Source organism: Chloroflexota bacterium (assembly GCA_011322445.1).
Lineage (GTDB): Bacteria > Chloroflexota > Anaerolineae > Anaerolineales > DRMV01 > DRMV01.
Map to the genome: position 1 here is coordinate 1 of DRMV01000005.1, position 20,045 is coordinate 20,045.

A 20,045-nucleotide genomic window follows, 5' to 3' on the forward strand; every position below is an offset into this window, starting at 1 on the left:
GAGCCGGTGCTCGATGGACGCCATACGGGGCTGAAATGACCGCCAAAGCGCGAGCAGCCTGGTTGAGCGATGCTTGGTCTCCCACCACCGGCTGGCCCCTTGCTGCCTGATTCTACAACTTATGAGTGCTCCCATAGCGCCAAAACCCTCCCCCTTCTGTAAAAAAACGCGGTAAAATGAAAGTCCGTGGCTTGCGGGCGGCGACGCATCCTTCCGCGTCATCCCTCTCCCCCCGCGTTGAGGCCGCTTTTTTGCCTTCGGTGGGGCTTGCCCCCGATAAAAAAACCTATCCCAACGCAAGGAGAGACGAACGCTATGGTTCGCATTCGCTTACGCCGTGTAGGCGCTCGCAAACAGCCCAGTTACCGCATTGTGGCCGCCGATAAAGAGGCCAAGCGCGATGGCCGCTTCCTGGAAATCCTCGGGTTCTACAACCCCCGTACCGACCCGCCCACCGTCACCCTGAAAGAGGACCGTGTTTACGACTGGATGATGAAAGGCGCGCAGCCCAGTGACGCCGTGCAGAAAATTTTCCGCATGGTGGGCTTCTACGACCGCTACGAGCGGTTCAAGAAGGGTGAATCGGTGGAAACCCTGTTGCAGGAATCGGCCGAGACGTTGGCAAAATTCAACACCAACCCCAAAACCTCAGACGCTGCCCTGAAGGGCGCGCAAAAGCAGGCTGCGTAACTTAGAAAATGCGGGCACGTCGCCCGCATTTTTGCCAATTCCGGAGGAACGTTGTGAAAGAGCTGGTGGAATACATCGCCCGTTCACTGGTCAACGACCCCACGCAGGTGCACGTGGCCGAAGTGCGCGGCGGTGCAACCGTACATCTGGAACTGCAAGTCGCCAAGGAAGATATGGGGCGCGTCATCGGCAAAAATGGCCGCGTGGCCAATGCCATGCGAGCGCTGCTGGAAGTCGCCGCGGCCCAGGAAGGCAAGCACTTTACGCTGGATATTGTGGAACCCCAATGAGCAAAAAAAACCGCCCGGCTTACACTTATCACCTGCCCTCTCCCAGCGGCTCGTCTTCGGATGAGCCGCTGTATTTAGCCGTGGGCAAGTTGCGCCGCCCTCACGGTGTGCGCGGCGAAATTCGGATGGAAGTGCTCACCGACTTCCCCGAGCGACTGCAACCCGGCACCACCGTATATGTTGGCCCGCGCCGGCTGCCGCTACGCATCGTCAGCGTGCGGTGGCAGGGCGATTTCATGCTGCTGGCCTTCGAAGGCTACCCCGATCGCGACCGCGTGGGGCTGCTGCGCAACATGCTGGTCACCGTGCCAGCAGAAAGCCTTCCCCCTTTGGAGGAAGGCGAGTTCTACTACCATCAGATTTTGGGGCTGCAGGTGGTGACCGACGAAGGGGAAGACCTGGGCACGGTGACCGAAATCATGGAAACCGGTGCGAATGATGTCTTTGTGGTTACCGATGCGAGCGGCAACGAAGTGCTACTCCCCGACATCGACGAGGTGGTGCTGGAAATCGACCCGCAATCAGGGGTCATGCGGGTGCACCTCTTGCCCGGCTTGCGTTAGCCCCTCCCAACCACCCGACTACCCGACAATCTGACGACGCGACCACCTGACTACGCGACGATCTGACGACGCGACGCCCTGCCTATTCCTCCCTGACCGCGTTGAGAAAATCGGCCAGCAGGCCGTAAGCCGTGGTGTGGGGGCCGGGGTCGTCTTCCCGCAGCGAGAGCGCGCCCAACACATCGGTCTCGAAAGTCACAATCGACGATGTGCCCATCACGCCATACAAGGGGGAACCGGCATCCACGAGTTGCGGCGCGACGCGAGCCTCCACCCCTTCGCCCGTCCGGCGGGCTTCACAAACCAGTTTCCACCGCTGGCCGTGCGCCGCGGCTTCCTGCACGTCGCGCAAGGCAATGCTGCGAATGCCCCGCCGGGCGACTTCCTGGGGCTTCAGTGGCACCCCCATCAACACCGTGACCAACGCCGCCACCTTGATGGCAGCATCCCACCCATCGACGTCGCCGCTGGGGTCGGTTTCCGCAATGCCAATACGCTGCGCATAGGCCACCGCCTTTTCAAACGACTCGAGGTGGGTTTCCATGCGGGTGAGGATGAGATTCGTGGTTGAATTCAAAATGCCGCGAAACGCCTTCACCTCGGCCGCCGGCAGGGTTTCCCGAAAGAGCGAGAAAATCGGCATGCCATCCATCACCGCCGATTCGAAGAAAAAGCGGCGGCCATGTTGCGCGGCAAGCGCGGTCAGGTCGTGGTAAGCGTGTACCACCGGCCCTTTGTTGGCCGTGGCGACGTGCATCCCCCGCATGAGCGCCCGGCGAATATGGCTGACCGCCGGCTCGCCGTTTTCATAGTTGACAGGGGTGTTCTCGAATAGCACGTCGGCCGGCACGGTTTCCACAAAGCGCAAGCCATCGGGCGGTTCGGGTTGTGTGCCCAGGTCGCGCAGCGCGCCTCCCGCCTCGGCGCGCGCCAGCGCGGCTTCCAGATCCACCCCTTCGGGGGCAATCACCCGCCCGTGGCGGCCGGTAGCAATGCCGGTGACCACAAAATCCACCCCATAGCGGGCACGCATGGTAGCGCGTTTTTCCAGCAACAGCCGCGCCAGCGCCCGGCCCACGTTGCCAAAACCGAGAAAAGCAAGGCGATACGTTCGCATACCAAACCTCCATCACCTCAGTTCCGGACCCTCTACCTCCGCACGGCGATCCGCAACTCAGGTTCCATAAAGTCAACCGCAGATGGGCGCAGGTTCTCGGCAGGCTGCGCAATCTGCGGTTTTCAGGGCCAACCAGCGAAAAGGCTCACCGTTGGCACGCCAGGGATCGTGACACCGCCATTATACCGCTCTTGGAGGCTCCAACGCCCGCCAGGGCACGCCATAAGCGGGGGCAAAATGCGGGCCATGGGGGAAACTGCGCTCACCGCGGCGGAAATAACGCGCCTGACGCCAAAACGTTCCCCATTGCAGGAAGCCCAGCAGCCAGACCTCCAGGCCGTAAAGGCGGGCATTTTCCCATTGGCGCGGCATGACCACATGGGGCGGCCACCCCGGCAGCGTCAGCCCCACGCGTCCCCGCGGCCAGGCATCGGCGCTGAGCGCCACCAGCTGTTCCCAGGTCAGGGCAAGCCGCTGGGGCTGCCCCGCCGCCAGCGCCACCGTTTGGTGCGTGGGTGCGCCGGCAGCCCGGCCGTGCAGGTGCAGGGTGAGAGCGTGCTCGGCTTTCAGGGTCAGGCTCGCGCCCCGGGGGAAGGCACGCCATTTTTCAGGCATCCAATGCAGCACCCAGAGGGGGAAACCGGCCGCGCGGGCCCGTGCAGCCTCGGAGGCGGTGGAGGCTTCCAAGGCCAGCACCAGCCCAAACGCCAGCCAGTCATCGCGACGCGGCGCCGCGGCCTCCCGTAACGGCCAGGGCACCACCGCCCAGGCTTCCTCAAAGCCGCCGCGGCGCAGCGTGTGGATGGTTTCCCGCGAGGCCACCCACGTGGGCGCAGCCCAAACGGTGCGTCCGCCCAGCCACAGCCGCCCCACCGTAGGAGCCGCCGCGGCAGCCCCCGCCACGCGCACCGGCTTGCCGCTTTCCCGGAAATGTTGCGCCAACGCCAGCAAAAAAGCCTTGGCCGCGGCCAACCGCCGCAAGCGTTTCCCCCACGGGCCGCTCAAGCGTGTGAGTTCCTGACCTTCCAGCGCCGCATGTAACCCGGCTTGCAGCCACACCTCGCGGCATGGCATTTTCACCACATCGTCAAGCGTCCATCCCACCTCGCGCCCCCCGTCCTGCTGTGTAACGCGCGATGAGCCAGGCCCCAAAAGCCAGCACCACCAGCACCGTCAGGCTGGCCTCCGGCCCAAAGGCCCCGCCCGTCAGCCACACCGGCCCCCGCAAAGGCGTGCTGAGCAAATGAAAACCGCCCAAGCCGCTGACCGGGAAGCCATACACCGTACCCTCGAAAAGATTCCAACCAAAATGCAGCCCCAGGGGCAGCCAAAGCGCCCCGCTGCGCACGTAGCCATAGGCCAGAAACAGCCCTGCGGCCACCAGCCCTACCTCGGCCAACACGCTGACATGCGGGTTCGCCAGGTGAAAGAGGGCAAAAACCACGCTGGAAATCGCCACCCCCCATTTCAGCCCCGCGGTTTCGGCCAAATTTTGCAACCAGTAACCGCGCACCCAAAGTTCTTCGCTCCAGCCCACCAACAGCCACAGCACCAGCGCCTCGGCCAGGCCGCTCGCCACATCGCCCCACGAGGAAGCCGCCCAATGAGGCGTTGCCGCGCCGGTGAGCGCCAGCAGTGCCAACAGCACGGTTTGGGTCAGGGCGGCGATGCCCGTGCCAACGCCAAAATCCTGCCAGGCGCGACGGGTGAGGTGTAGCCCCAAATCCACAAAGGCGCGGCGGTCGAGCCAGCGGCGGGCAGCCCAAGTGGCAAGGGTAATGGCAGCAGCCTCGGCAAAAACCCCGCTGAGCATGGCCGCCCCCACCGCCTGCGCCGCCAGCACACTCAACGGCGTCAACAGCACCCACAACAACACAAACACCCCGCTATGCACCGCCAGCCGCCAGCCGGTTCGCAGACGACGGGGGTGTTCGCGGGTCAGGAAGAGACGCTGCAAGAATTTCATCTCGGCCTCGGTCTCGAGGGGAAAGCACCGCGCGGGGCGCGTTTACTGCAAATTGAGTTCCTGAATAGCCGCCTCTAAGCCGTTCAACGAGCCCAGCAACGTCATGTGATCGCCGAGTTCCAGGCGGGTGTTGCCGTGGGGAATGATGAAAGCATCGCCGCGGCGGATGGAAAGCACGAGCACATCGGGCGGCAGCGGCAGATCGCGCAGGCGACGCCCCGCCAGCCGGGGGTTTTCGATGAAGCATTCGCACACATCGCGGGTATCGTCGGTGGCCGTGAGCAGGTGCACGAAATCGGGGTTCCGCACCAGCAAGGTAAGCATGTGCGCCAGCAGCACCGTCGGGGAATACACCCGCACGCCCATCGCCCGCAGGCGCTTGGCGGCCGTGGGGCCGGGGGCCAGGGCAATCACCGGGTCCATCCCCAAAGTGCCGCGCGCCACCTGGCAGACTTTCAAGGCCTCATCCTCATCGCTGTGGGCGCACACCAGGGCGCGGCTACGGCCCAGGTGGGCTTCCAGCGCCTCGGGGGTCGCCGCCAGATGCGTCTCGATGCCGCGCGAGCGCGCTCGCGCCACACGCGTCGCATCCGGGTCGAGCAGCACCACCTCTTCGCCATGCCCGCGCAGGGTCTCGGCCACCTGAATGCCCACCGTGCCCGCGCCCGCCACCGCAATCGGCCTCCGCGCGGTCGCGGTTTTCTGCCCCCCCATCAGACGAGTGAACGCAATGGGGGCCACCGTCACGGTGATCATCGCCACCAAAATCACGGCCATCACCACCGTGTCGGAAAGCATTCCCAAATCTTGGCCGATCTGTGCAGCCGCGATGATGAGGGAAAGCCGCGCCGAGAGCAGCGTGCCCGCCGCCAGGCTTTCCCGCCACGAAAATACCCGCCGGAAGAGCAACGCCGGCACACCTTTGACCAGCACCGCCCCCACCAGCAGGAACCCCACCAACTCAATCGCCTGAAGCGATCCAAACACCACCCCAAAATCGAAGCGCACCCCCACCATGATGAAGAAAATCGGGATGAAGAAGCCGTAGCCGGTGGCTTCTAACTGGTGCATCAGGGCGTGGTCGTCCGGGTCAAGCAAAAGGGCAACCAACAGCCCGGCCAGGAAGGCCCCCAAAATCACTTCCACACCCAGGAACTCGGCCACGACCACGAAGAAGAACATCAGGAAGAACGAAAGCCGCATCTTGGCCTGCGCGGTGGCATGGCTCATCTCTTCGATGAGCGGCGAGAGCACAGGCACCACCCACGTTCCCAGGCGGTAGAAGATGAAAAGCACCACAAAGAGGCCAGTAATCAGCAGAATATCCAGCGTCAGGCCGTGCGCCACCACCGCGACTTCCACGGTGATGAGCAACATGGTGACGAAATCGGCAATCAGAGCCGAAAGGAGTAGCGTTTGACCATAGCGGCCACCGATGAGGCCGGTTTCCTTCAGCACCGGCACGACCACCCCCAGCGAGGTGGTGGAGAGAATGAGCGCCATCAAGGGCAAATCGCTGGTCAAGCCCATCCGCCAGATGACGAAAGCCACCGCCGCGGCCAGGGCAAGGGTCGCGAGAAAGTGTAACCCGGCCAGCACCAGCGGATGGTCGCCACGGCGGGAGGCTTTGTCTTGCACCGCAGCGTTCATGCCCAGACTGGTGAGGTCCACCTCCATGCCCGCCAGGAACATCAGGAAAACGAAACCAAACTCGGCCAAAAGTTCCAGGGCGGGGTCATGTTGCGGCACCCAGTTCAGGCCGCTCTTGCCCACGATCATGCCCCCCAGAATTTCGCCCACCATAATGGGCAACGTCAGGCCGCGGAAACGCCCCAGCAAAAGGGGCACCAGGGCTGCCAGGGCGATCACCACCAGCAGTGGCAAGAAGGATGAAGTTGTTTCAGGGAGAGGAGAAAATAGCATCAGCGTAACCGGTGCCGCGGGCTACTTCAGCCAGCGGGCAAGGAGATTGAGAAGCAAGGTAAAAAGCACAGAAAGCAGCACAGAGGTCGCCAGCGGCACGACGCAGGTGAAATTACCCCGCTGGTACACGAAATCGCCCGGCAGGCGGCCCAAAGGCACACCCCAGCGAGCCAGCAACACCAGCAGCCCGCCCAGCACGAAGAGCAGGCCGCCCAGTAGCATCAACCACCGTCCGAAAGAGGCCATCGGGCACCTCCAATCTGTGCTTGCGGCAGGGAAGACAACCCAACCGTGGGCTTACAACAGCGGTGGCTGCTCAGCCCGGTCGTAAGGAATGCCTAAATGCTCATAGGCCGCGCGGGTCGCCACGCGCCCTTGAGCAGTGCGTTCCAGGAAGCCCAGCCGCAGCAGGTAGGGCTCGACAACTTCCATGATAGTATCGGCCGCCTCGCTGACCGAAGCAGCGATCGTATTCAGCCCCACCGGCCCGCCGCGGTATTTCTCGATGATGGTACGCAGCACCTGGCGGTCGACGTCGTCCAGTCCCAGGGAATCCACGTTGAGCAGGTCGAGGGCTTCCTGCGCCAGCGGCAGGGTGATGGTGCCATTACCGCGCACCTGGGCGTAATCGCGCACCCGCCGCAGCAGCCGCAAGGCAATGCGGGGCGTGCCGCGCGCCCGGCGGGCAATTTCGGCAATGCCCTCCGGGGAAGCCGCCACCCCCAGCGCCTCGGCCGCACGCGCGACAATGGTTTCCATCGCAGATTGGTCATAATAATCGAGGCGGTAAACCGCGCCAAAGCGCGCCCGCAGCGGCGCAGTGACCAGCGCCAGGCGGGTGGTCGCCCCAACCACGGTGAAACGAGGCAGGCGCAGGCGCACCGAGCGGGCCGCCGGGCCTTTGCCAATCACAATATCCAGGGCAAAGTCTTCCATCGCCGGGTAAAGCACCTCTTCCACCGCCCGGCCGAGGCGATGCACTTCGTCGATAAAGAGAATGTCACCGGCGCGCAGGTTGGTGAGGATGGCAGCCAGGTCGCCGGCGCGCTCGATGGCCGGGCCGGAGGTGACTTTGATATCTACCCCCATTTCGTTGGCAAGGATGTGGGCTAAAGTGGTTTTGCCCAACCCCGGCGGGCCGTAAAAAAGGACATGATCAAGCGGCTCACCGCGCTTTTTGGCTGCGGCGAGCAAAATCGCCAGATTCTCTTTGATCTGCTCCTGGCCGATCAGGTCGTCCAACCGCCGGGGACGGAGGGCGTAATCGCGCGGGTCGCTGGCTTGTGGTTCGGGGCTGATGAGGCGCTCGTCGGTCATGGTGAGGATTATAACAGAATGCGCCACTTGCTACGCCCTACCCTGCGGCGACGCAGAGGGCATCGTGACCAGCAAAACCAGATCGTTCACATTCGTCTGCGTCGGGCCGGTGCGCAGCAGGCCGCCGACGGCTTCCCAAAAAGCATAGGCATCATGGCGGCGAAGGAAGTCGGCAGGCTCGAAGCCAAGGGCGCGCGCGCGGGCGAAGGTTTCCCCCGTAGCGGCAGCACCCGCGGCGTCAGTGGGGCCATCGGTGCCATCGGTGGCGAAGGAAATCAGCCACACATCCGGCAGCCCGGCCAAAGCCTCCACCGCAGCCAGGGCAAGTTCCTGGTTGCGCCCGCCAAGGCCGTGCGTCTCCCCCAGGGTGACGGTGGTTTCGCCCCCCAGCAGCAGGCAAGCCGGGCGGGGCAGCGGGCGGTCGCGGCGTGCCATTTCTTGCAGCACGGCGGCCAGGCCGCGCCCGATTTCGCGGGCTTCGCCTTGCAACGCGGTGGTGGCAATGGCTGTGTGGAAACCCTGTCGGCGCGCCTCTGCTGCCGCGGCCTCCACCGCCAGCGTAAGGTTCCCCACAATGCGGTGGTGCACCCGCGCGAACAAGGGGTCGCCGGGCTTGGGCGTTTCAGGGATTTCGCCCCGCACCCCTCGTTGCAGCCATTCCCGCACAGCCGGGGGCACCCGGTCGGTCAGGCCGTGACGCGCCAGCACCCGCCAGGCATCAGCAAATGTGGTGGGGTCGGGCACGGCAGGGCCAGAGGCAATGGCATCCAGCGGGTCGCCGAGGACGTCGGAAAGCACCAACGCGACCACCCGCGCCGGTGCAGCAGCACGCGCCAGCCCGCCCCCCTTGACGGCGTCGAGGTGCTTGCGGACAGCGTTGATTTCCTGAATGGTGGCGCCGGAAGCCAGCAACAGTTCAGTCGTGCGCTGCATATCGGCCAGCGTCAGCGGCAGGTGCGGCGCAGTCGCCAGAGCAGACCCTCCGCCGGAGATCAACAGTAGCACGGCATCGTCGAGGCGCAAGCCCCGCAGGGCAGCCAGCATCGCTGCGGCAGCGCGCACGCTGCCTTCGTTGGGCACGGGGTGCCCCCCAATGCGGACGCTAAAGCCGGGCAATTCTCCGGGGGCATAGCCAGCCTTGGTCACCACCAGCCCGCGGGCAATGCGCTCGCCCAACACCTCGCGCGCCGCGCGCGCCATCGGGAAAGCGGCCTTCCCCAGCGCGAGGACAATTACCCGCGGCGCGGCCAGCAGGGCCTGGGTAGGCAGGTCGGGCGATTCCAGCGCCCGTTTCACGGCCAGGTAAGGGTCAACGGCTTCCAGCGCCGATGCCAGCACCTGTCGAAGGCTTTCAGGCAGCGGTAAGGCCTCTGGGAGTGTGGTCATGGCATTTTCCTCATCCGTGCGCTGAGCAGAACCCACGCGCCCTTCGCCCCCTGCCTCTGAGCAGCGCTTCCGCCCAGCGGGGGGGAGGCAGAGACAGCCCCGGCCGCAAGCACCACCAGTCAAAAAACGAAAAACCCCAGCGCGAGCGCCGTCGCCCGTCGTGGGGTCATGGGGTGCCTTGCCGCTGCCGTTCCTCCTCCCAACGGGCGAGGAGGGTGCGCTCCTCGTCGGTCAGGTCGGCGTGCGCCAGCAGGTCGGGGCGGCGTTCCCAGGTGCGGCGCAACGACTGCTCTCGCCGCCAGCGGGCAATGCGGGCGTGGTCGCCGGAACGGAGCACTTCCGGCACTTCCCAGCCTCGGAAGACCGGCGGGCGGGTGTAGTGCGGGTGTTCCAGCAAGCCGTGGGCATGGGAATCCTTCGCGGGGGCGTCGGGGTCACCCAGCACGCCGGGCAGCAGGCGGGTGACGGCGTCCATCACCACCAGGGCGGCCAGTTCGCCGCCAGTGAGGACGTAATCGCCAATGGAAATTTCGTCGGTCACGAGGTGCTCGCGAACTCGCTCATCTACCCCCTCATAGCGGCCACACAGCAAGGCAAGGTGCGGCTGTTGGGCAAGTTCCCGCGCCACGCTTTGGGTAAACGGCCTGCCCTGTGGGGTTAGCAAAATCACAGGGCAGGCAGGGGGGCTTCCCAGCACACCTTCGACGGCCGCGAAAATAGGCTCCGGCTTCATCACCATGCCGCCGCCGCCGCCATATGGCTCATCGTCCACCACGTGGTGCCTGTCGGTCGTCCAATCGCGAATGTTGTGCAACGCAATATCCACCAGGCCACGGGCGCGGGCGCGCGCGATGATGCTGGCATCAATGTAAGGCACGAAAACTTCGGGGAAGAGGGTAAAAACGTCAAAGCGCATGAGCCAGGGTGCTCCGTAGGCAGCAGGGGGTGCAAAGGCAACCCGCCCTATTCATCCTCGGGCGGCTCCATGCCGGGCCAGTGGATGTCAACCACATCGCCGTGGACATCGATGCGTACGCGGAAGCCCAACATGCCCATGTAGGCACGATGCTCCTCGGGAATGCCCGCCTGCAACACTTCGTCGATATGCTGGTCGAGGTTCTTGAACTGCACTTCCAGCGCGGCTTTGCTGAAAGGATCGGTCTGCCCCAACAACTGCGCCGCCTGTTCGGAAAGCACGTCTTCGTGGCCTTCGACCAGGGCAAACATCTCTTCCAGCACCTGGCGATCGACCACTTCCGAAGGAATGTGACGGCGGAAACCGGCATCATCAACGACATAGCAGGGTTCGTCGCCCACGTAGGCAACTTCCACCGCGCGATCCTCTTCGTCCACCACTAACCCGGCAAAAAGGGGCTGACGTTTCATCGGTGAACCTCCACAGGCGTCCCATAGCGTTTCTTGTAGGCGTATTGTTCGCCAAAGGGCACGACCGGCGTCGTCCAGCGATACACCCACAGGGCGGCGGTAGGGCTCAGGTTGATGCAGCCGTGGGAACGCGGCTTGCCAAAATCGTTGTGCCAGTACGTGCCGTGGAAGGAAATGCCGCTCTCGGTAATATAACACACCCATGGCACACCGGGGAGGTCAAATTCAGGCGCGGCGCGATTGCCCGCGGCCATGTGGCGGTAAGGCCGCTTGTGGTAGGTCGAAAATCGCCCCACAGGGGTGCTGTAATAGCCCATACCGGTGGCCGCCCTGGCCGCGAACACCGCCCGCCCGCCTTCATAAGCCGTCACAATCTGACGCGTCAGGTTCACCCGCAGCAACTTTTCCGAAAGCGGCACTTCAGGGCTCAAAGGGGCTACATCGGCAGGCTGTACCAACCGCAAATGCCGCGCCGGCGCGTAGTAGAAGAAATTCTTCCACTTATCATCTTCGATCTGATACCACATCTCGCCATCCTGCCCCTGCACCAACCGCACCACCCAGTGCGTGGTGGCATAATACAGCCGATAGCGCGGCGCACGGATGCGCGCTGGCTCGCCGTAGCCATCGGTGTAAGGCACGGTCACTTCGGCAAGTGCCCCTCCATCGGGAATGGACTGTGGCTTGTTCAATCGCACCTGCACCGGCTGCACCCCGCCGGAATGCACATAGCCCCGCCGCGGAACGTGATACCACAGGCGGTTGTAATCCGGTTTGTCATCCCCCACCACCACGGCGTCAATAGGAAACCCCTCATCACGCCACAACCCCGCAAGCCGTTTGGACGAAAAAGAGGGCTTCGCATAAAGCGCGGTGCGCTCGAAGGCCACGCGCCCCTGGAAGCCCGTAGGCACAGGGGCATTCCGCAAGCCAAAAACCGGCAGCGCCGCGCCCAGAAGCCCCAGGCCGGCAAGTTTCAGGAAGTCACGGCGGCCGAGGCGAGAAGGCAAAGTGTCAAAAGAATCGGTTTCAAAAGGCATGATGTGGATGAGCGGCTACCACAACGCAGGAATACTTGACAGGGGAGCACCTGACACAGGAATATCTCAATAGTGAATGTGCACCGTGGTGCCCAGCGGCGCCCAGTTGAAAAGCCATTGGGCATCTGGCGTGCGCATGTTCACGCAGCCATGGCTCATCGGCACCCCAAAGTTGTGGTGCCAGTAGGTGCCGTGAATGCCGTAACCACGGTAAAAATACATCGTATAGGGCACGTTCGGCAGGTAATAACCCGGCCCGGTCATAAGGGTGGAAACATACTTGACATAGATGTGATAGGTGCCAGTCACAGTAGGATAGGCCGCCACGCCCGTAGAAACCACGAATTGCCGGATGAGTTGCGTGCCAACGTAGGCATACAGCCGCTGGCGCGAGAGGTTGACGTCGATCCACTTGTCGTGCGGCCCCACACCCGGCGGAAGCCCGCGGGCGCCAGAAGGCAGCAACACCGGCGGGGATGGCGGCGGTGGCGGGGGCGGAGGCGGTCGTCGCGTTGCAGTGGGGCGGGGTGTCGGCGATGGGATGGGCGTGGCCGTCGGCGTGGGAGTAGCGGTGGGAGTTGGCGTCGGGGTGGGGGTGTTGGTCGGCGTGGGGGTAATGGTGGGTTTGGCAAGGGCATTGGCGCGGGGTTGAGGTCGGGCCAGATCCATCGCCCGCGCGGGGAAGCCGGCCGCGAAGGCCCACACAGCCAACAAAAGCACCACCACCGCCGCCACGGGCAGCCAGCCAACCCGCCGCCGGGCGTAAGCCTCGGCAGGCGGAGCAGACACCGTCACCGCGGGGGTAGGGCGTTCCCGCAAACGCCGCGCAGCCCACGCCATCCCTTTGCGGGCACGGCGACTGCGGGGGTTGATTTCCAGCGCCCGCTCCAGATAACCAATGCTCGCACGCGGCGATTGCGCCAGCCCTGCCAGCACCAGCCACGGGTCTTCCCAGTCGGGGGCCAGAGCCGCGGCCTGCGCGGCCAGACGGCGCGCCTCTCGCTGTTGACCGCGGCGCATCGCACGCACGGCCTTTTGCAACAGCAAACGGGCCTGGGGCGAAGGTGTACTCATGGCGTTCCGGTAGGCGTAGGCGCTTGCACCGGCTCATTCCGCAGGTAGCAAAGAATGCCATCGGCGATGCCGCGCGCCACTTCGTCGGGATGGTTCACCAACAGGTTGCGGTCCATGCCCAGGAACCCGGTTTCAATGATGACCGCGGGGGTGGTGGGGGCAATTTCCCGGAAAGCATGGTATTGCGTCATGTGACGGCTGACGCTGGTAGGATGGTAAGGCAAGTGGGTCACGGCGGCATAGCGGGCGTCGATGCAGGCCTTGAGATGCCGCGAATTTTGCAATTGCGCCGGGTCTTGAATGCCGGTAGCGGGGGCGGTTTTGAATCCCGTCCAATCAGGGCGAGGGGTACAGACGTCGGCATGAATGGAGACCAGCGCAGCAGCCTGGTAGTGCTTCAGACGGGGGTCAAACTCGGCCAGCAAATCCACACGATAGCCGGCGCGCTGCAAATCGGCCACCACCCGCAGCGCAATCGCGTGGTTGACTTCTTCTTCGGTCAGGCCATCGGGGCAGGTTGCGCCGGCGTCGCTCTTCCAATGGCCGGAAATGATGCCAATTCGCGCCGCCGGCGGCACGGTGGGCGTGGGGAGCAACACCACCGTGTGTCCCCCGCTTTCCCCGGTGCTGAACAGCCCGCGCAGCGAGAACGTTGGCACTTCGTTAGGCCCCCACGAGACCAGCACCAGCGCAATCAGCGCCGACCAGAACAGGCCGCGCAAAAAAAGGCTCAACGCGCTTTCGCGCTCGCGGGCATGGGAAGAAGCAGAACGAGAAGGCATAGATTTCCTGAGCGTGCTATCGTCGGTTGGCCGGACACACCGCTGCACCGCGCCCGGCATTTCCGGTTGTGCACCAATTATGCCAACTGCCAGCAGCGGCGAAAGCGGCGTTGTGCCGCGGCCAGGGCCGCCTCGGCCTGGCGGCTTTCCGCCGCGGGCAGGGGAAGCGCCACAAACTCGTCGGCGTCCAGCACCACCTGGCGACCGTTCGGCAACACGACCAGATCCAGCGCCAAGTCACGGTAAGCCACCCCATCGGGGCTGACTTCCAACGGCTCGCCGATGTTGACATACCAGCCACGCAGGCGGCCGTTTTCGCGAGCATACACCGCGAAAATATTGTACCAGCGATTGGCGTAATAGGTCTCGACAAAACAATCGCCGGGGGCCAGCCACAAACCGCCGACCACCATCGGGCCCATGCGGAACACCGCGGCCACGGTCAGGCTATGTGCACCGCGCCACAGCACCCATGCCGGGTAACGGTACACTTCACAGCCGGCCGCATCCATCTTGCGCACCCACAGCCCGGGCGGCCCGGACAACCGGGCACACAAGGAGCGCCGCGGTGAGAGCGAAAAGGAAGGGGCGTCCATACCCCAATTGTAATGCCTCTGCCGTGCCTTCCTCTGCAAGGTGCGATATAATCACCCCCACGAAGGAGGCACGCATCTTATGACGACCCTTTTGATTTTCATCGCGGCCTTAGCGTTGATGATTTTGCTTCACGAACTCGGCCACTTCATTGCAGCGCGGCTGGTCGGCATTCCCATCGAGGAATTCGGCATCGGCTTTCCGCCGCGGATTGCCACCCTGTTTACCGCGGGCGGCACCCGTTACACCCTCAACGCCATCCCACTGGGGGGCTTCGTGCGCCCCAAAATGATCAGCGATGGCAGCGACGGCGAGCAACCGGTCGACGCGCTGACCGCCGCGCCCCCCGGGCGGCAACTGGTGGTCGCCGTGGCTGGGCCTCTGATGAACATTTTGATCGCGGTGGTGCTCTACATCATTATCTTCGCTCACCAGGGGGTGCCCCAACTCGACAAGGTCGCCATCGTTGACACCGCGCCCAACTCGCCCGCCGCCGAAGCGGGGCTGCAACCGGGCGACATCATCGTGGCCGTCGATGGGGCGCGCGTGACCGGGCCCGCTGACCTGCACGACGCCATCTACGCCCACTTAGGCGAGCCCATTCGCCTGACGGTGGAGCGCGATGGGCAGGAAATCACCGTCACCCTGACCCCGCGCAATCCCCCGCCGCCCGACGGCGCGATCGGCATTCTGATGGCGCACCCACTGCGGCAGGCTTCCCTCTTTGAGACCATAGGATGGGGCATCAAAGCCACAGCCGACGACGTGGTGCAAGTCGCGCGCTACCCGATTACCCTCTTGCAACGCAGCCACCCCACCAACGCCCGCCTGCTGGGCTACAAGGGCATGTACGAAATGTATCGCCAGTTTCGCGCTGCCGACGTGCAAGCCGCGCAAGAAGCCCCCAAGGATGCCTTCCCCGTCAACACCATCGTCTTCTTCATCATCGTAACCGTCTCGTTAGGGGTGTTCAACCTGCTCCCGCTGCCTGCATTGGATGGCGGGCGCATCGTCATTGCCCTGGTTGAACTCGTCTCGCGACGGCGCATTCCTGTTTCGGTGGTCAACGCGATCAACTTTGTCGGTTTCGTGGCACTCTTGGGGCTGCTCCTACTCATCAATCTGCGAGAATGGTTGCCTTAGCCCCGGAAGCGGTGGTTTCTGGCCCCTTTGCCCGAAATGGAGAAAAGCGATATGGATACAGCCTACCCTGTTCCCGATTTTGAGGAAGTGTTGCGAGCGCTCACCGATGAAAGCCAGCCTTTCCCGCCCCAATACCTTTACCACCTGGGCGACCTCCCACCGGAAGACGCGGCGCGGCTGGCGGAAGTCTGGCCTAAAGTGCCCCTGCAACGCCGCCGGGGCCTGGTGGAAGACCTGGAAGTCATCACCGATACCGACCTGACGGCCGCGTTCAAAGAAGTGGGACTGATTGCCCTCGAAGACGCCGACGCTGCCGTGCGCTTCGGCGGCATCCGCCTGCTGTGGCTGGAAGACGACCTCACCATCATTCCCCGCCTGCTGGAACTGGCCAAGCACGACCCCGACGTGGAAGTGCGCGCCAACGCCGTGGGGGCATTGGGCGGCTTCATGTATTTTGCCGCCCTGGAAGAACTGCCCTGGAACTACACCCACGATATCGAAACCACGCTCATGGGCTTCCTGAAAGACGAATCGGAAGACGAACTGGTGCGCCGCCAGGCGCTGGAAGTGCTCGGCTACTCCCTCAACCTGGATATGGCCCCCTGGATCGAAGACGCCTTCGCCAGCCCCTCCGAGGCATGGCAGGCCAGCGCGCTCTTCGCCGCCGGACGCAGCGGACAAGAGCAGTGGGGCGAGAAAGTGCTTTCATACCTTCACAACACCAACCCTCGCCTGCGCGCCGAAGCCGCGCGGGCCGCGGGCGAGTTGCTTCTCAAAGAAGCGCGCGACGACCTGGTAGAGTTGCTGGAAGACGTCGATGCCGACGTCCGCATGATGGCTGCCTGGGCGCTTTCCGAAATTGGCGGGGGCGAAGACATCGCCGCGGCGCTGGAAGCCGCGCTGGAAAACGCCGCCGACGATGAGGAAACCGCCGCACTGGAAGAAGCCCTCAGCAACCTCGCCTTCACCGACGGGATGGAAGAACTTCTGATGATGGACCTCAGCCCTGAAGACCTGGAAGACATGATTCACACCGACGACCTCGACGAACTGCTCGACCTCTTCGGGGACGATGAAGAGGAGGCATAGCCTGTGAAATGGTGGGGGTGGTGCCTGGCGGGTGTGGCATTCCTCTGGTTGGGGGTGGGGAAACCCGCGCCCGCGGCAGCAGCCTCTGCACCGGTGGAAGTGCTGCCCGAGGTGCATTACACCTTCGGCGAGCAAATTCTCTTTCAGGCGCGGTTTACTCCCCCCGACAAAGTTACAAAAGCGGTAATCTTTTACCGCCCGGCCTGGCAACAGGCCAAGACGTTTTTCGGCGAAATGACCCTTGAGCCGGACGGCACGGCCTTCTTTGCCCACAACCTTCAGGAAGCCCCTTTCCCGGCTTTCATCACCCTTTACTATTGGTTCCGGCTCACGCTCGCTGACGGCACAACCTACACTTCCCCCTCTTTCACCTTCGTGCTCACCGACACACGCTTCCACTGGCAGACGATGGAAGCACCGCCTTTCCACGTCTTCTGGTATCGCGGCGATGCTGGTTTTGCCCGCCAAATTGCCGACGCGGCCGCGGCAGGGCTCAGCCAGGCGCAGGCGCTTTGGAACGCCCCCACCCCGGAAAGCGTCGCCATCTACGCCTACGCCGACCCCCAGGCGCTGCAAAGCGCCCTGGGCCTGGAAAGCTGGGCTGCGGGCCATGCTTCCCCCCGGCTGGGGGCGCTTTATGTGGCACTGCCGCCCGGCCCCCAGCAGGAAGCCGAGATCCGCCGACTGGTGCCCCATGAACTGGCACACTATCTGCTCTATCACCTTGCCGGCGATGTAGGGTATCACAACCTGCCGGTGTGGCTCAACGAAGGGCTGGCTTCGGTCACCGAACTGACCCCCAACCCCGACTACGCCGCGGCTCTGGAACATGCCGCCCAAACCGGCGACTGGCTGCCGCTGAGCGACCTGTGTGCTTACTTTCCCAACGACGCTTCGGGCGCCTTGCTGGCCTATGCCGAATCGGCCTCGTTCACGCAATACCTGCTCAAGCGCTATGGCCGGGCAACCATGCATGCTTTAGTGCTGACCTATGCCCAGGGCGTGGGCTGCCAGGAAGGCGTGGTGCAGGTATTGGGCGAACCACTGCCCCTGCTGATGCGCGACTGGCAGCGCAGCATTTCGCCCCACAGCCCCCTAAGCGACGCGCTCACCCGCCTGCTGCCGTGGCTGCTGCTGCTCGGCGTGGTCGGGGCTTCCCTGCTGGCCGGCGCGTGGATGGGGCGCAAAAACCGGCCATAGCCGCCGGGCGGTAAGGTGCACACCCCTCACCTGCGGAGGATGCCATGTCCACGGAAACCACCGAATTCCAGGCCCGTTTTCACGCCTTCGTCCGTGGCCGCGTGCAAGGCGTGGGCTTCCGCAACTATGCCCTGCAAACCGCCCGCCGCCTGGGGGTACGCGGCTGGGTGCGCAATCGCATTGGCGGCTCGGTCGAAGTCGTCGCCGAGGGTCACAAAACCACCCTGGAAGCCTTCCTCAAAGCCCTGCACCGTGGCCCTGCCATGGCCTACGTGACCGATGTGGAAGTCACCTGGGAGCCGCCCCAGGGCGAAGAAGGCGCTTTCCGGGTGCGCGGCACCGTCTGAGAGCCGCCCTACCCCCTACCCCGAGGAAACCATGAGCACCCTTTGCCTGCACCACAACGACGCCGACGGCCGTGCTTCTGCAGCCATTGTGCGGCGCTTTTACGGCCCTGAAACCACATGCTACGAGATGAACTACGGCGAGCCTGTGCCGTGGGAAGCCGTGGCCGAAGCCGAGCGCGTGGTGGTGGTTGATTTTTCCCTGCCGCCCGAAACCATGCGCCGCCTGGCCGAGGGCCGGGAATTCATCTGGATTGACCACCACAAAACCTCGCTGGAAGCCCTGGCCGCCGAGGCCGCCGAGCGCGGCTGGCCGGGCATTCGCGACACCGCCGAAGCCGCGTGCGTGCTCACGTGGCGCTTCTTCTTCCCCCAGCAGCCGGTGCCCCGGGCTATCGTGCTCATCGGCGACCGCGACATCTGGCGATGGGCCGAAGCCGACACCGGCGCATTCAACGCCGGCCTGTATGCCGAAGAAGACACCTCACCCTGCAACGATGCACTCTGGCAGCCCCTGCTCGACGACAACCCCGCAGCACTGCAACGCCTGCTCACCCGCGGCGAAATTCTTCACACCGCTCGCCTGCGGGAAACCCGCCGCACGGTAGACAACAAAGGCTTCGAAGTCGTCTTTGAAGGGCACCGCACTTTAGCAGTGAACGCCCGCGGCACAGGCGAAATGGGCGAATACATCCGCCAGCAGGGTTACACCCTGGGGTACTGTTACAGCGATGCCTGGCACAACGGCCAGCTTTACACCTTCGTCACCCTTTACTCCGACCAGGTCGACGTCTCGGCCATCGCCCGCAAATTTGGGGGCGGGGGACACCCGGGGGCAGCGGGGTTTGGCTTCCCCCGCGGCGAAACACCCTTTCCGCCAGGCAGCGAATGGTCGTGGAAGGCTTCTTGAAGCAGTTCCCTCTTGATTTTCTCCCGAAATCCTCTACAATAAAAGCAGCATTCGCGAAGCCGCACACGGAACTTCAAGGAGAGACTGCCATGGAAGTCATCAAAGTATCAGGCACATCGCGAACTTCGGCTGTGGCCGGGGCGATTGCCGGGGTGTTCCGCGAGCACCAACGGGCGGAAGTCCAGGCGATCGGTGCGGGCGCAGTCAACCAAGCTGTCAAGGCGCTCATCCTCGCCCGCAGTTACCTGGCCGAAGACGGTTACCACGTGGTTTTCGTTCCCAAATTCACCGACGTGGAAATCGACGAGAAGGTGCGCACGGCCATCAAATTCGTGGTGTTGGCGTGCGAGGAATCTGCCGCCGAAAGCGAAGCCACGCCCGAAGCACCAGCAGAAGCATAGCTCCACCTCAGCACGAAAGGAAGGCCGCACGACATGGGGGGAAGCCGAAAAACCCAATGGGTGATGATGTTGCCCGTGGCGTTGCTCAGCATGTGGGTCATGATGAGCGCGCCGCGGGCTTTTGCGTTTTCGGCCACCGCCGCAGCAGCGACCGGGGAGACACCCACCCTCACCACGACCTCTCCCAGCCCCACGCCCACCCTCGCCCTCACCGCCACAGCCACTTCGACGCCAACACCAACGCCAACACCGACACCGACAACCAGACCGACCTCCACCGCTTCACCCACGCCCACGCCTCACGCTGTGCGCGCGGTGCTCATCAGCGAAATTGCCTGGGCAGGCACGGCAGCCTCGGCCAACGACGAGTGGATTGAACTCTACAACGCCACCGACCACGCCATCGACCTCGACGGCTGGCACCTCACCGCCGCCGATGGCACGCCCCACATCGTGCTGCACGGCACCATCCCCGCCCACGGCTTCTACCTCCTGGAACGCACCGACGATTCCACCGTCGCCGACATCCCCGCCGACCAGATCTACACCGGCGCGCTGGAAAACGGCGGCGAAAGCCTGACCCTCACCGACCCTTCTGGGGCCATCATCGACACTGCCAACGCGGACGGCGGCGCGTGGCCTGCCGGCAACGCGGCTTCCCGCGCCACCATGGAACGCATCGGCCTGGCGCCCGACAGCGACGCCGCCTGGGGCACCAACACCGGCTTCCTCACCCACGGCCACGATGCCCACGGCAACCCCCTGCGCGGCACTGCCAAATGGACCAACTCGGTCAATTTCCCCACGCCGACACCTTCCCCAACGCCCAC

At 64.1% G+C, this 20,045-nt stretch carries 23 protein-coding genes; 10 read left to right on the forward strand and 13 right to left on the reverse strand.

Going from position 1 to position 20,045, the window contains the following annotated elements; all coding sequences use genetic code 11:
• Positions 1-315: 315 nt before the first annotated feature.
• The 3 genes from ENJ54_00275 to rimM are packed head-to-tail and all read left to right on the forward strand — an operon-like array spanning position 316 to position 1,543.
• A complete protein-coding gene (locus tag ENJ54_00275; GenBank protein HFC08284.1) occupies positions 316-690 on the forward strand; it encodes a 30S ribosomal protein S16 in 375 nt (124 codons plus the stop codon).
• A 53-nt stretch (positions 691-743) separates the two neighbouring features.
• Positions 744-980 (forward strand): KH domain-containing protein, encoded by a 237-nt coding sequence (locus ENJ54_00280; GenBank protein ID HFC08285.1) that lies wholly within the window; start codon positions 744-746, stop codon positions 978-980.
• Positions 977-1,543, forward strand: a complete 567-nt coding sequence (gene rimM, locus ENJ54_00285; protein HFC08286.1) for a 16S rRNA processing protein RimM — start codon at positions 977-979, stop codon at positions 1,541-1,543. Before ENJ54_00280 ends, rimM begins: the two co-directional genes overlap by 4 nt.
• Before the next feature lie 82 nt (positions 1,544-1,625).
• Here the strand turns inward: rimM and ENJ54_00290 are convergent, their stop codons facing one another.
• The 13 genes from ENJ54_00290 to ENJ54_00350 all read right to left on the reverse strand — a co-directional run bounded on the left by ENJ54_00290 (position 1,626) and on the right by ENJ54_00350 (position 14,130).
• The gene (locus ENJ54_00290; protein HFC08287.1) at positions 1,626-2,660 is read right to left on the reverse strand and encodes a homoserine dehydrogenase; all 1,035 of its coding nucleotides are present in this window, start codon (positions 2,658-2,660) and stop codon (positions 1,626-1,628) included.
• A gap of 180 nt (positions 2,661-2,840) precedes the next feature.
• Positions 2,841-3,764, reverse strand: a complete 924-nt coding sequence (locus ENJ54_00295) for a hypothetical protein (protein HFC08288.1) — start codon at positions 3,762-3,764, stop codon at positions 2,841-2,843.
• Complete coding sequence (locus ENJ54_00300; GenBank protein ID HFC08289.1) at positions 3,748-4,626, reverse strand: CPBP family intramembrane metalloprotease; 879 nt, start codon at positions 4,624-4,626, stop codon at positions 3,748-3,750. The genes ENJ54_00295 and ENJ54_00300 overlap by 17 nt, the downstream gene beginning before the upstream one ends.
• A 42-nt stretch (positions 4,627-4,668) precedes the next feature.
• Entirely contained in the window at positions 4,669-6,549 is a 1,881-nt protein-coding gene (locus ENJ54_00305; GenBank protein HFC08290.1) for a hypothetical protein, read from the reverse strand.
• Between the two features lie 21 nt (positions 6,550-6,570).
• Entirely contained in the window at positions 6,571-6,795 is a 225-nt protein-coding gene (locus tag ENJ54_00310; GenBank protein ID HFC08291.1) for a DUF2905 domain-containing protein, read from the reverse strand.
• Positions 6,796-6,846: 51 nt separating this feature from the next.
• Positions 6,847-7,866, reverse strand: a complete 1,020-nt coding sequence (ruvB, locus tag ENJ54_00315) for a Holliday junction branch migration DNA helicase RuvB (protein HFC08292.1) — start codon at positions 7,864-7,866, stop codon at positions 6,847-6,849.
• A gap of 30 nt (positions 7,867-7,896) precedes the next feature.
• Positions 7,897-9,252, reverse strand: a complete 1,356-nt coding sequence (locus ENJ54_00320; protein HFC08293.1) for a DUF4147 domain-containing protein — start codon at positions 9,250-9,252, stop codon at positions 7,897-7,899.
• Positions 9,253-9,418: 166 nt separating this feature from the next.
• Positions 9,419-10,168, reverse strand: coding sequence for a tRNA (guanosine(37)-N1)-methyltransferase TrmD (gene trmD / locus ENJ54_00325; GenBank protein ID HFC08294.1), 750 nt, complete (start codon positions 10,166-10,168; stop codon positions 9,419-9,421).
• A 47-nt stretch (positions 10,169-10,215) separates the two neighbouring features.
• Complete coding sequence (locus ENJ54_00330; GenBank protein HFC08295.1) at positions 10,216-10,638, reverse strand: hypothetical protein; 423 nt, start codon at positions 10,636-10,638, stop codon at positions 10,216-10,218.
• The gene (locus tag ENJ54_00335) at positions 10,635-11,678 is read right to left on the reverse strand and encodes a murein L,D-transpeptidase (GenBank protein HFC08296.1); all 1,044 of its coding nucleotides are present in this window, start codon (positions 11,676-11,678) and stop codon (positions 10,635-10,637) included. The genes ENJ54_00330 and ENJ54_00335 overlap by 4 nt, the downstream gene beginning before the upstream one ends.
• 66 nt (positions 11,679-11,744) lie before the next feature.
• A complete protein-coding gene (locus tag ENJ54_00340; protein HFC08297.1) occupies positions 11,745-12,140 on the reverse strand; it encodes a murein L,D-transpeptidase in 396 nt (131 codons plus the stop codon).
• A gap of 608 nt (positions 12,141-12,748) precedes the next feature.
• Positions 12,749-13,594, reverse strand: coding sequence for an N-acetylmuramoyl-L-alanine amidase (locus ENJ54_00345; GenBank protein ID HFC08298.1), 846 nt, complete (start codon positions 13,592-13,594; stop codon positions 12,749-12,751).
• A 17-nt stretch (positions 13,595-13,611) separates the two neighbouring features.
• On the reverse strand, positions 13,612-14,130 hold the full coding sequence (locus ENJ54_00350; GenBank protein ID HFC08299.1) for a DUF402 domain-containing protein: 519 nt from the start codon (positions 14,128-14,130) through the stop codon (positions 13,612-13,614).
• A 79-nt stretch (positions 14,131-14,209) separates the two neighbouring features.
• On the opposite strand from ENJ54_00350, the gene ENJ54_00355 reads away from it, so the two are divergent.
• The 7 genes from ENJ54_00355 to ENJ54_00385 all read left to right on the forward strand — a co-directional run.
• Positions 14,210-15,271, forward strand: coding sequence for an RIP metalloprotease (locus tag ENJ54_00355; protein HFC08300.1), 1,062 nt, complete (start codon positions 14,210-14,212; stop codon positions 15,269-15,271).
• A gap of 36 nt (positions 15,272-15,307) precedes the next feature.
• Complete coding sequence (locus ENJ54_00360) at positions 15,308-16,360, forward strand: hypothetical protein (GenBank protein ID HFC08301.1); 1,053 nt, start codon at positions 15,308-15,310, stop codon at positions 16,358-16,360.
• Between the two features lie 3 nt (positions 16,361-16,363).
• On the forward strand, positions 16,364-17,560 hold the full coding sequence (locus ENJ54_00365) for a hypothetical protein (GenBank protein ID HFC08302.1): 1,197 nt from the start codon (positions 16,364-16,366) through the stop codon (positions 17,558-17,560).
• Positions 17,561-17,604: 44 nt separating this feature from the next.
• Positions 17,605-17,907: an acylphosphatase gene (locus ENJ54_00370; GenBank protein ID HFC08303.1), complete on the forward strand. Its 303-nt coding sequence runs from the start codon at positions 17,605-17,607 to the stop codon at positions 17,905-17,907.
• A 31-nt stretch (positions 17,908-17,938) separates the two neighbouring features.
• On the forward strand, positions 17,939-18,814 hold the full coding sequence (locus ENJ54_00375; protein ID HFC08304.1) for a hypothetical protein: 876 nt from the start codon (positions 17,939-17,941) through the stop codon (positions 18,812-18,814).
• Positions 18,815-18,903: 89 nt separating this feature from the next.
• Positions 18,904-19,215 (forward strand): stage V sporulation protein S, encoded by a 312-nt coding sequence (locus tag ENJ54_00380; protein HFC08305.1) that lies wholly within the window; start codon positions 18,904-18,906, stop codon positions 19,213-19,215.
• 33 nt (positions 19,216-19,248) lie between these two features.
• On the forward strand, positions 19,249-20,045 hold a 797-nt coding region (locus ENJ54_00385; protein HFC08306.1), incomplete at its 3' end, for a lamin tail domain-containing protein.

Coding starts and splice junctions, on each gene's coding strand:
- ENJ54_00310 (HFC08291.1), bottom strand. CDS start 6,795: ATGGCCTCTTTCGGACGGTGGTTGATGCTACTGGGCGGCCTGCTCTTC.
- ENJ54_00345 (HFC08298.1), bottom strand. CDS start 13,594: ATGCCGGGCGCGGTGCAGCGGTGTGTCCGGCCAACCGACGATAGCACG.
- ENJ54_00330 (HFC08295.1), bottom strand. CDS start 10,638: ATGAAACGTCAGCCCCTTTTTGCCGGGTTAGTGGTGGACGAAGAGGAT.
- ENJ54_00375 (HFC08304.1), top strand. CDS start 17,939: ATGAGCACCCTTTGCCTGCACCACAACGACGCCGACGGCCGTGCTTCT.
- trmD (HFC08294.1), bottom strand. CDS start 10,168: ATGCGCTTTGACGTTTTTACCCTCTTCCCCGAAGTTTTCGTGCCTTAC.
- ENJ54_00290 (HFC08287.1), bottom strand. CDS start 2,660: ATGCGAACGTATCGCCTTGCTTTTCTCGGTTTTGGCAACGTGGGCCGG.
- ENJ54_00350 (HFC08299.1), bottom strand. CDS start 14,130: ATGGACGCCCCTTCCTTTTCGCTCTCACCGCGGCGCTCCTTGTGTGCC.
- ENJ54_00275 (HFC08284.1), top strand. CDS start 316: ATGGTTCGCATTCGCTTACGCCGTGTAGGCGCTCGCAAACAGCCCAGT.
- ENJ54_00335 (HFC08296.1), bottom strand. CDS start 11,678: ATGCCTTTTGAAACCGATTCTTTTGACACTTTGCCTTCTCGCCTCGGC.
- ruvB (HFC08292.1), bottom strand. CDS start 7,866: ATGACCGACGAGCGCCTCATCAGCCCCGAACCACAAGCCAGCGACCCG.
- ENJ54_00360 (HFC08301.1), top strand. CDS start 15,308: ATGGAGAAAAGCGATATGGATACAGCCTACCCTGTTCCCGATTTTGAG.
- ENJ54_00355 (HFC08300.1), top strand. CDS start 14,210: ATGACGACCCTTTTGATTTTCATCGCGGCCTTAGCGTTGATGATTTTG.
- rimM (HFC08286.1), top strand. CDS start 977: ATGAGCAAAAAAAACCGCCCGGCTTACACTTATCACCTGCCCTCTCCC.
- ENJ54_00320 (HFC08293.1), bottom strand. CDS start 9,252: ATGACCACACTCCCAGAGGCCTTACCGCTGCCTGAAAGCCTTCGACAG.
- ENJ54_00370 (HFC08303.1), top strand. CDS start 17,605: ATGTCCACGGAAACCACCGAATTCCAGGCCCGTTTTCACGCCTTCGTC.
- ENJ54_00380 (HFC08305.1), top strand. CDS start 18,904: ATGGAAGTCATCAAAGTATCAGGCACATCGCGAACTTCGGCTGTGGCC.
- ENJ54_00305 (HFC08290.1), bottom strand. CDS start 6,549: ATGCTATTTTCTCCTCTCCCTGAAACAACTTCATCCTTCTTGCCACTG.
- ENJ54_00300 (HFC08289.1), bottom strand. CDS start 4,626: ATGAAATTCTTGCAGCGTCTCTTCCTGACCCGCGAACACCCCCGTCGT.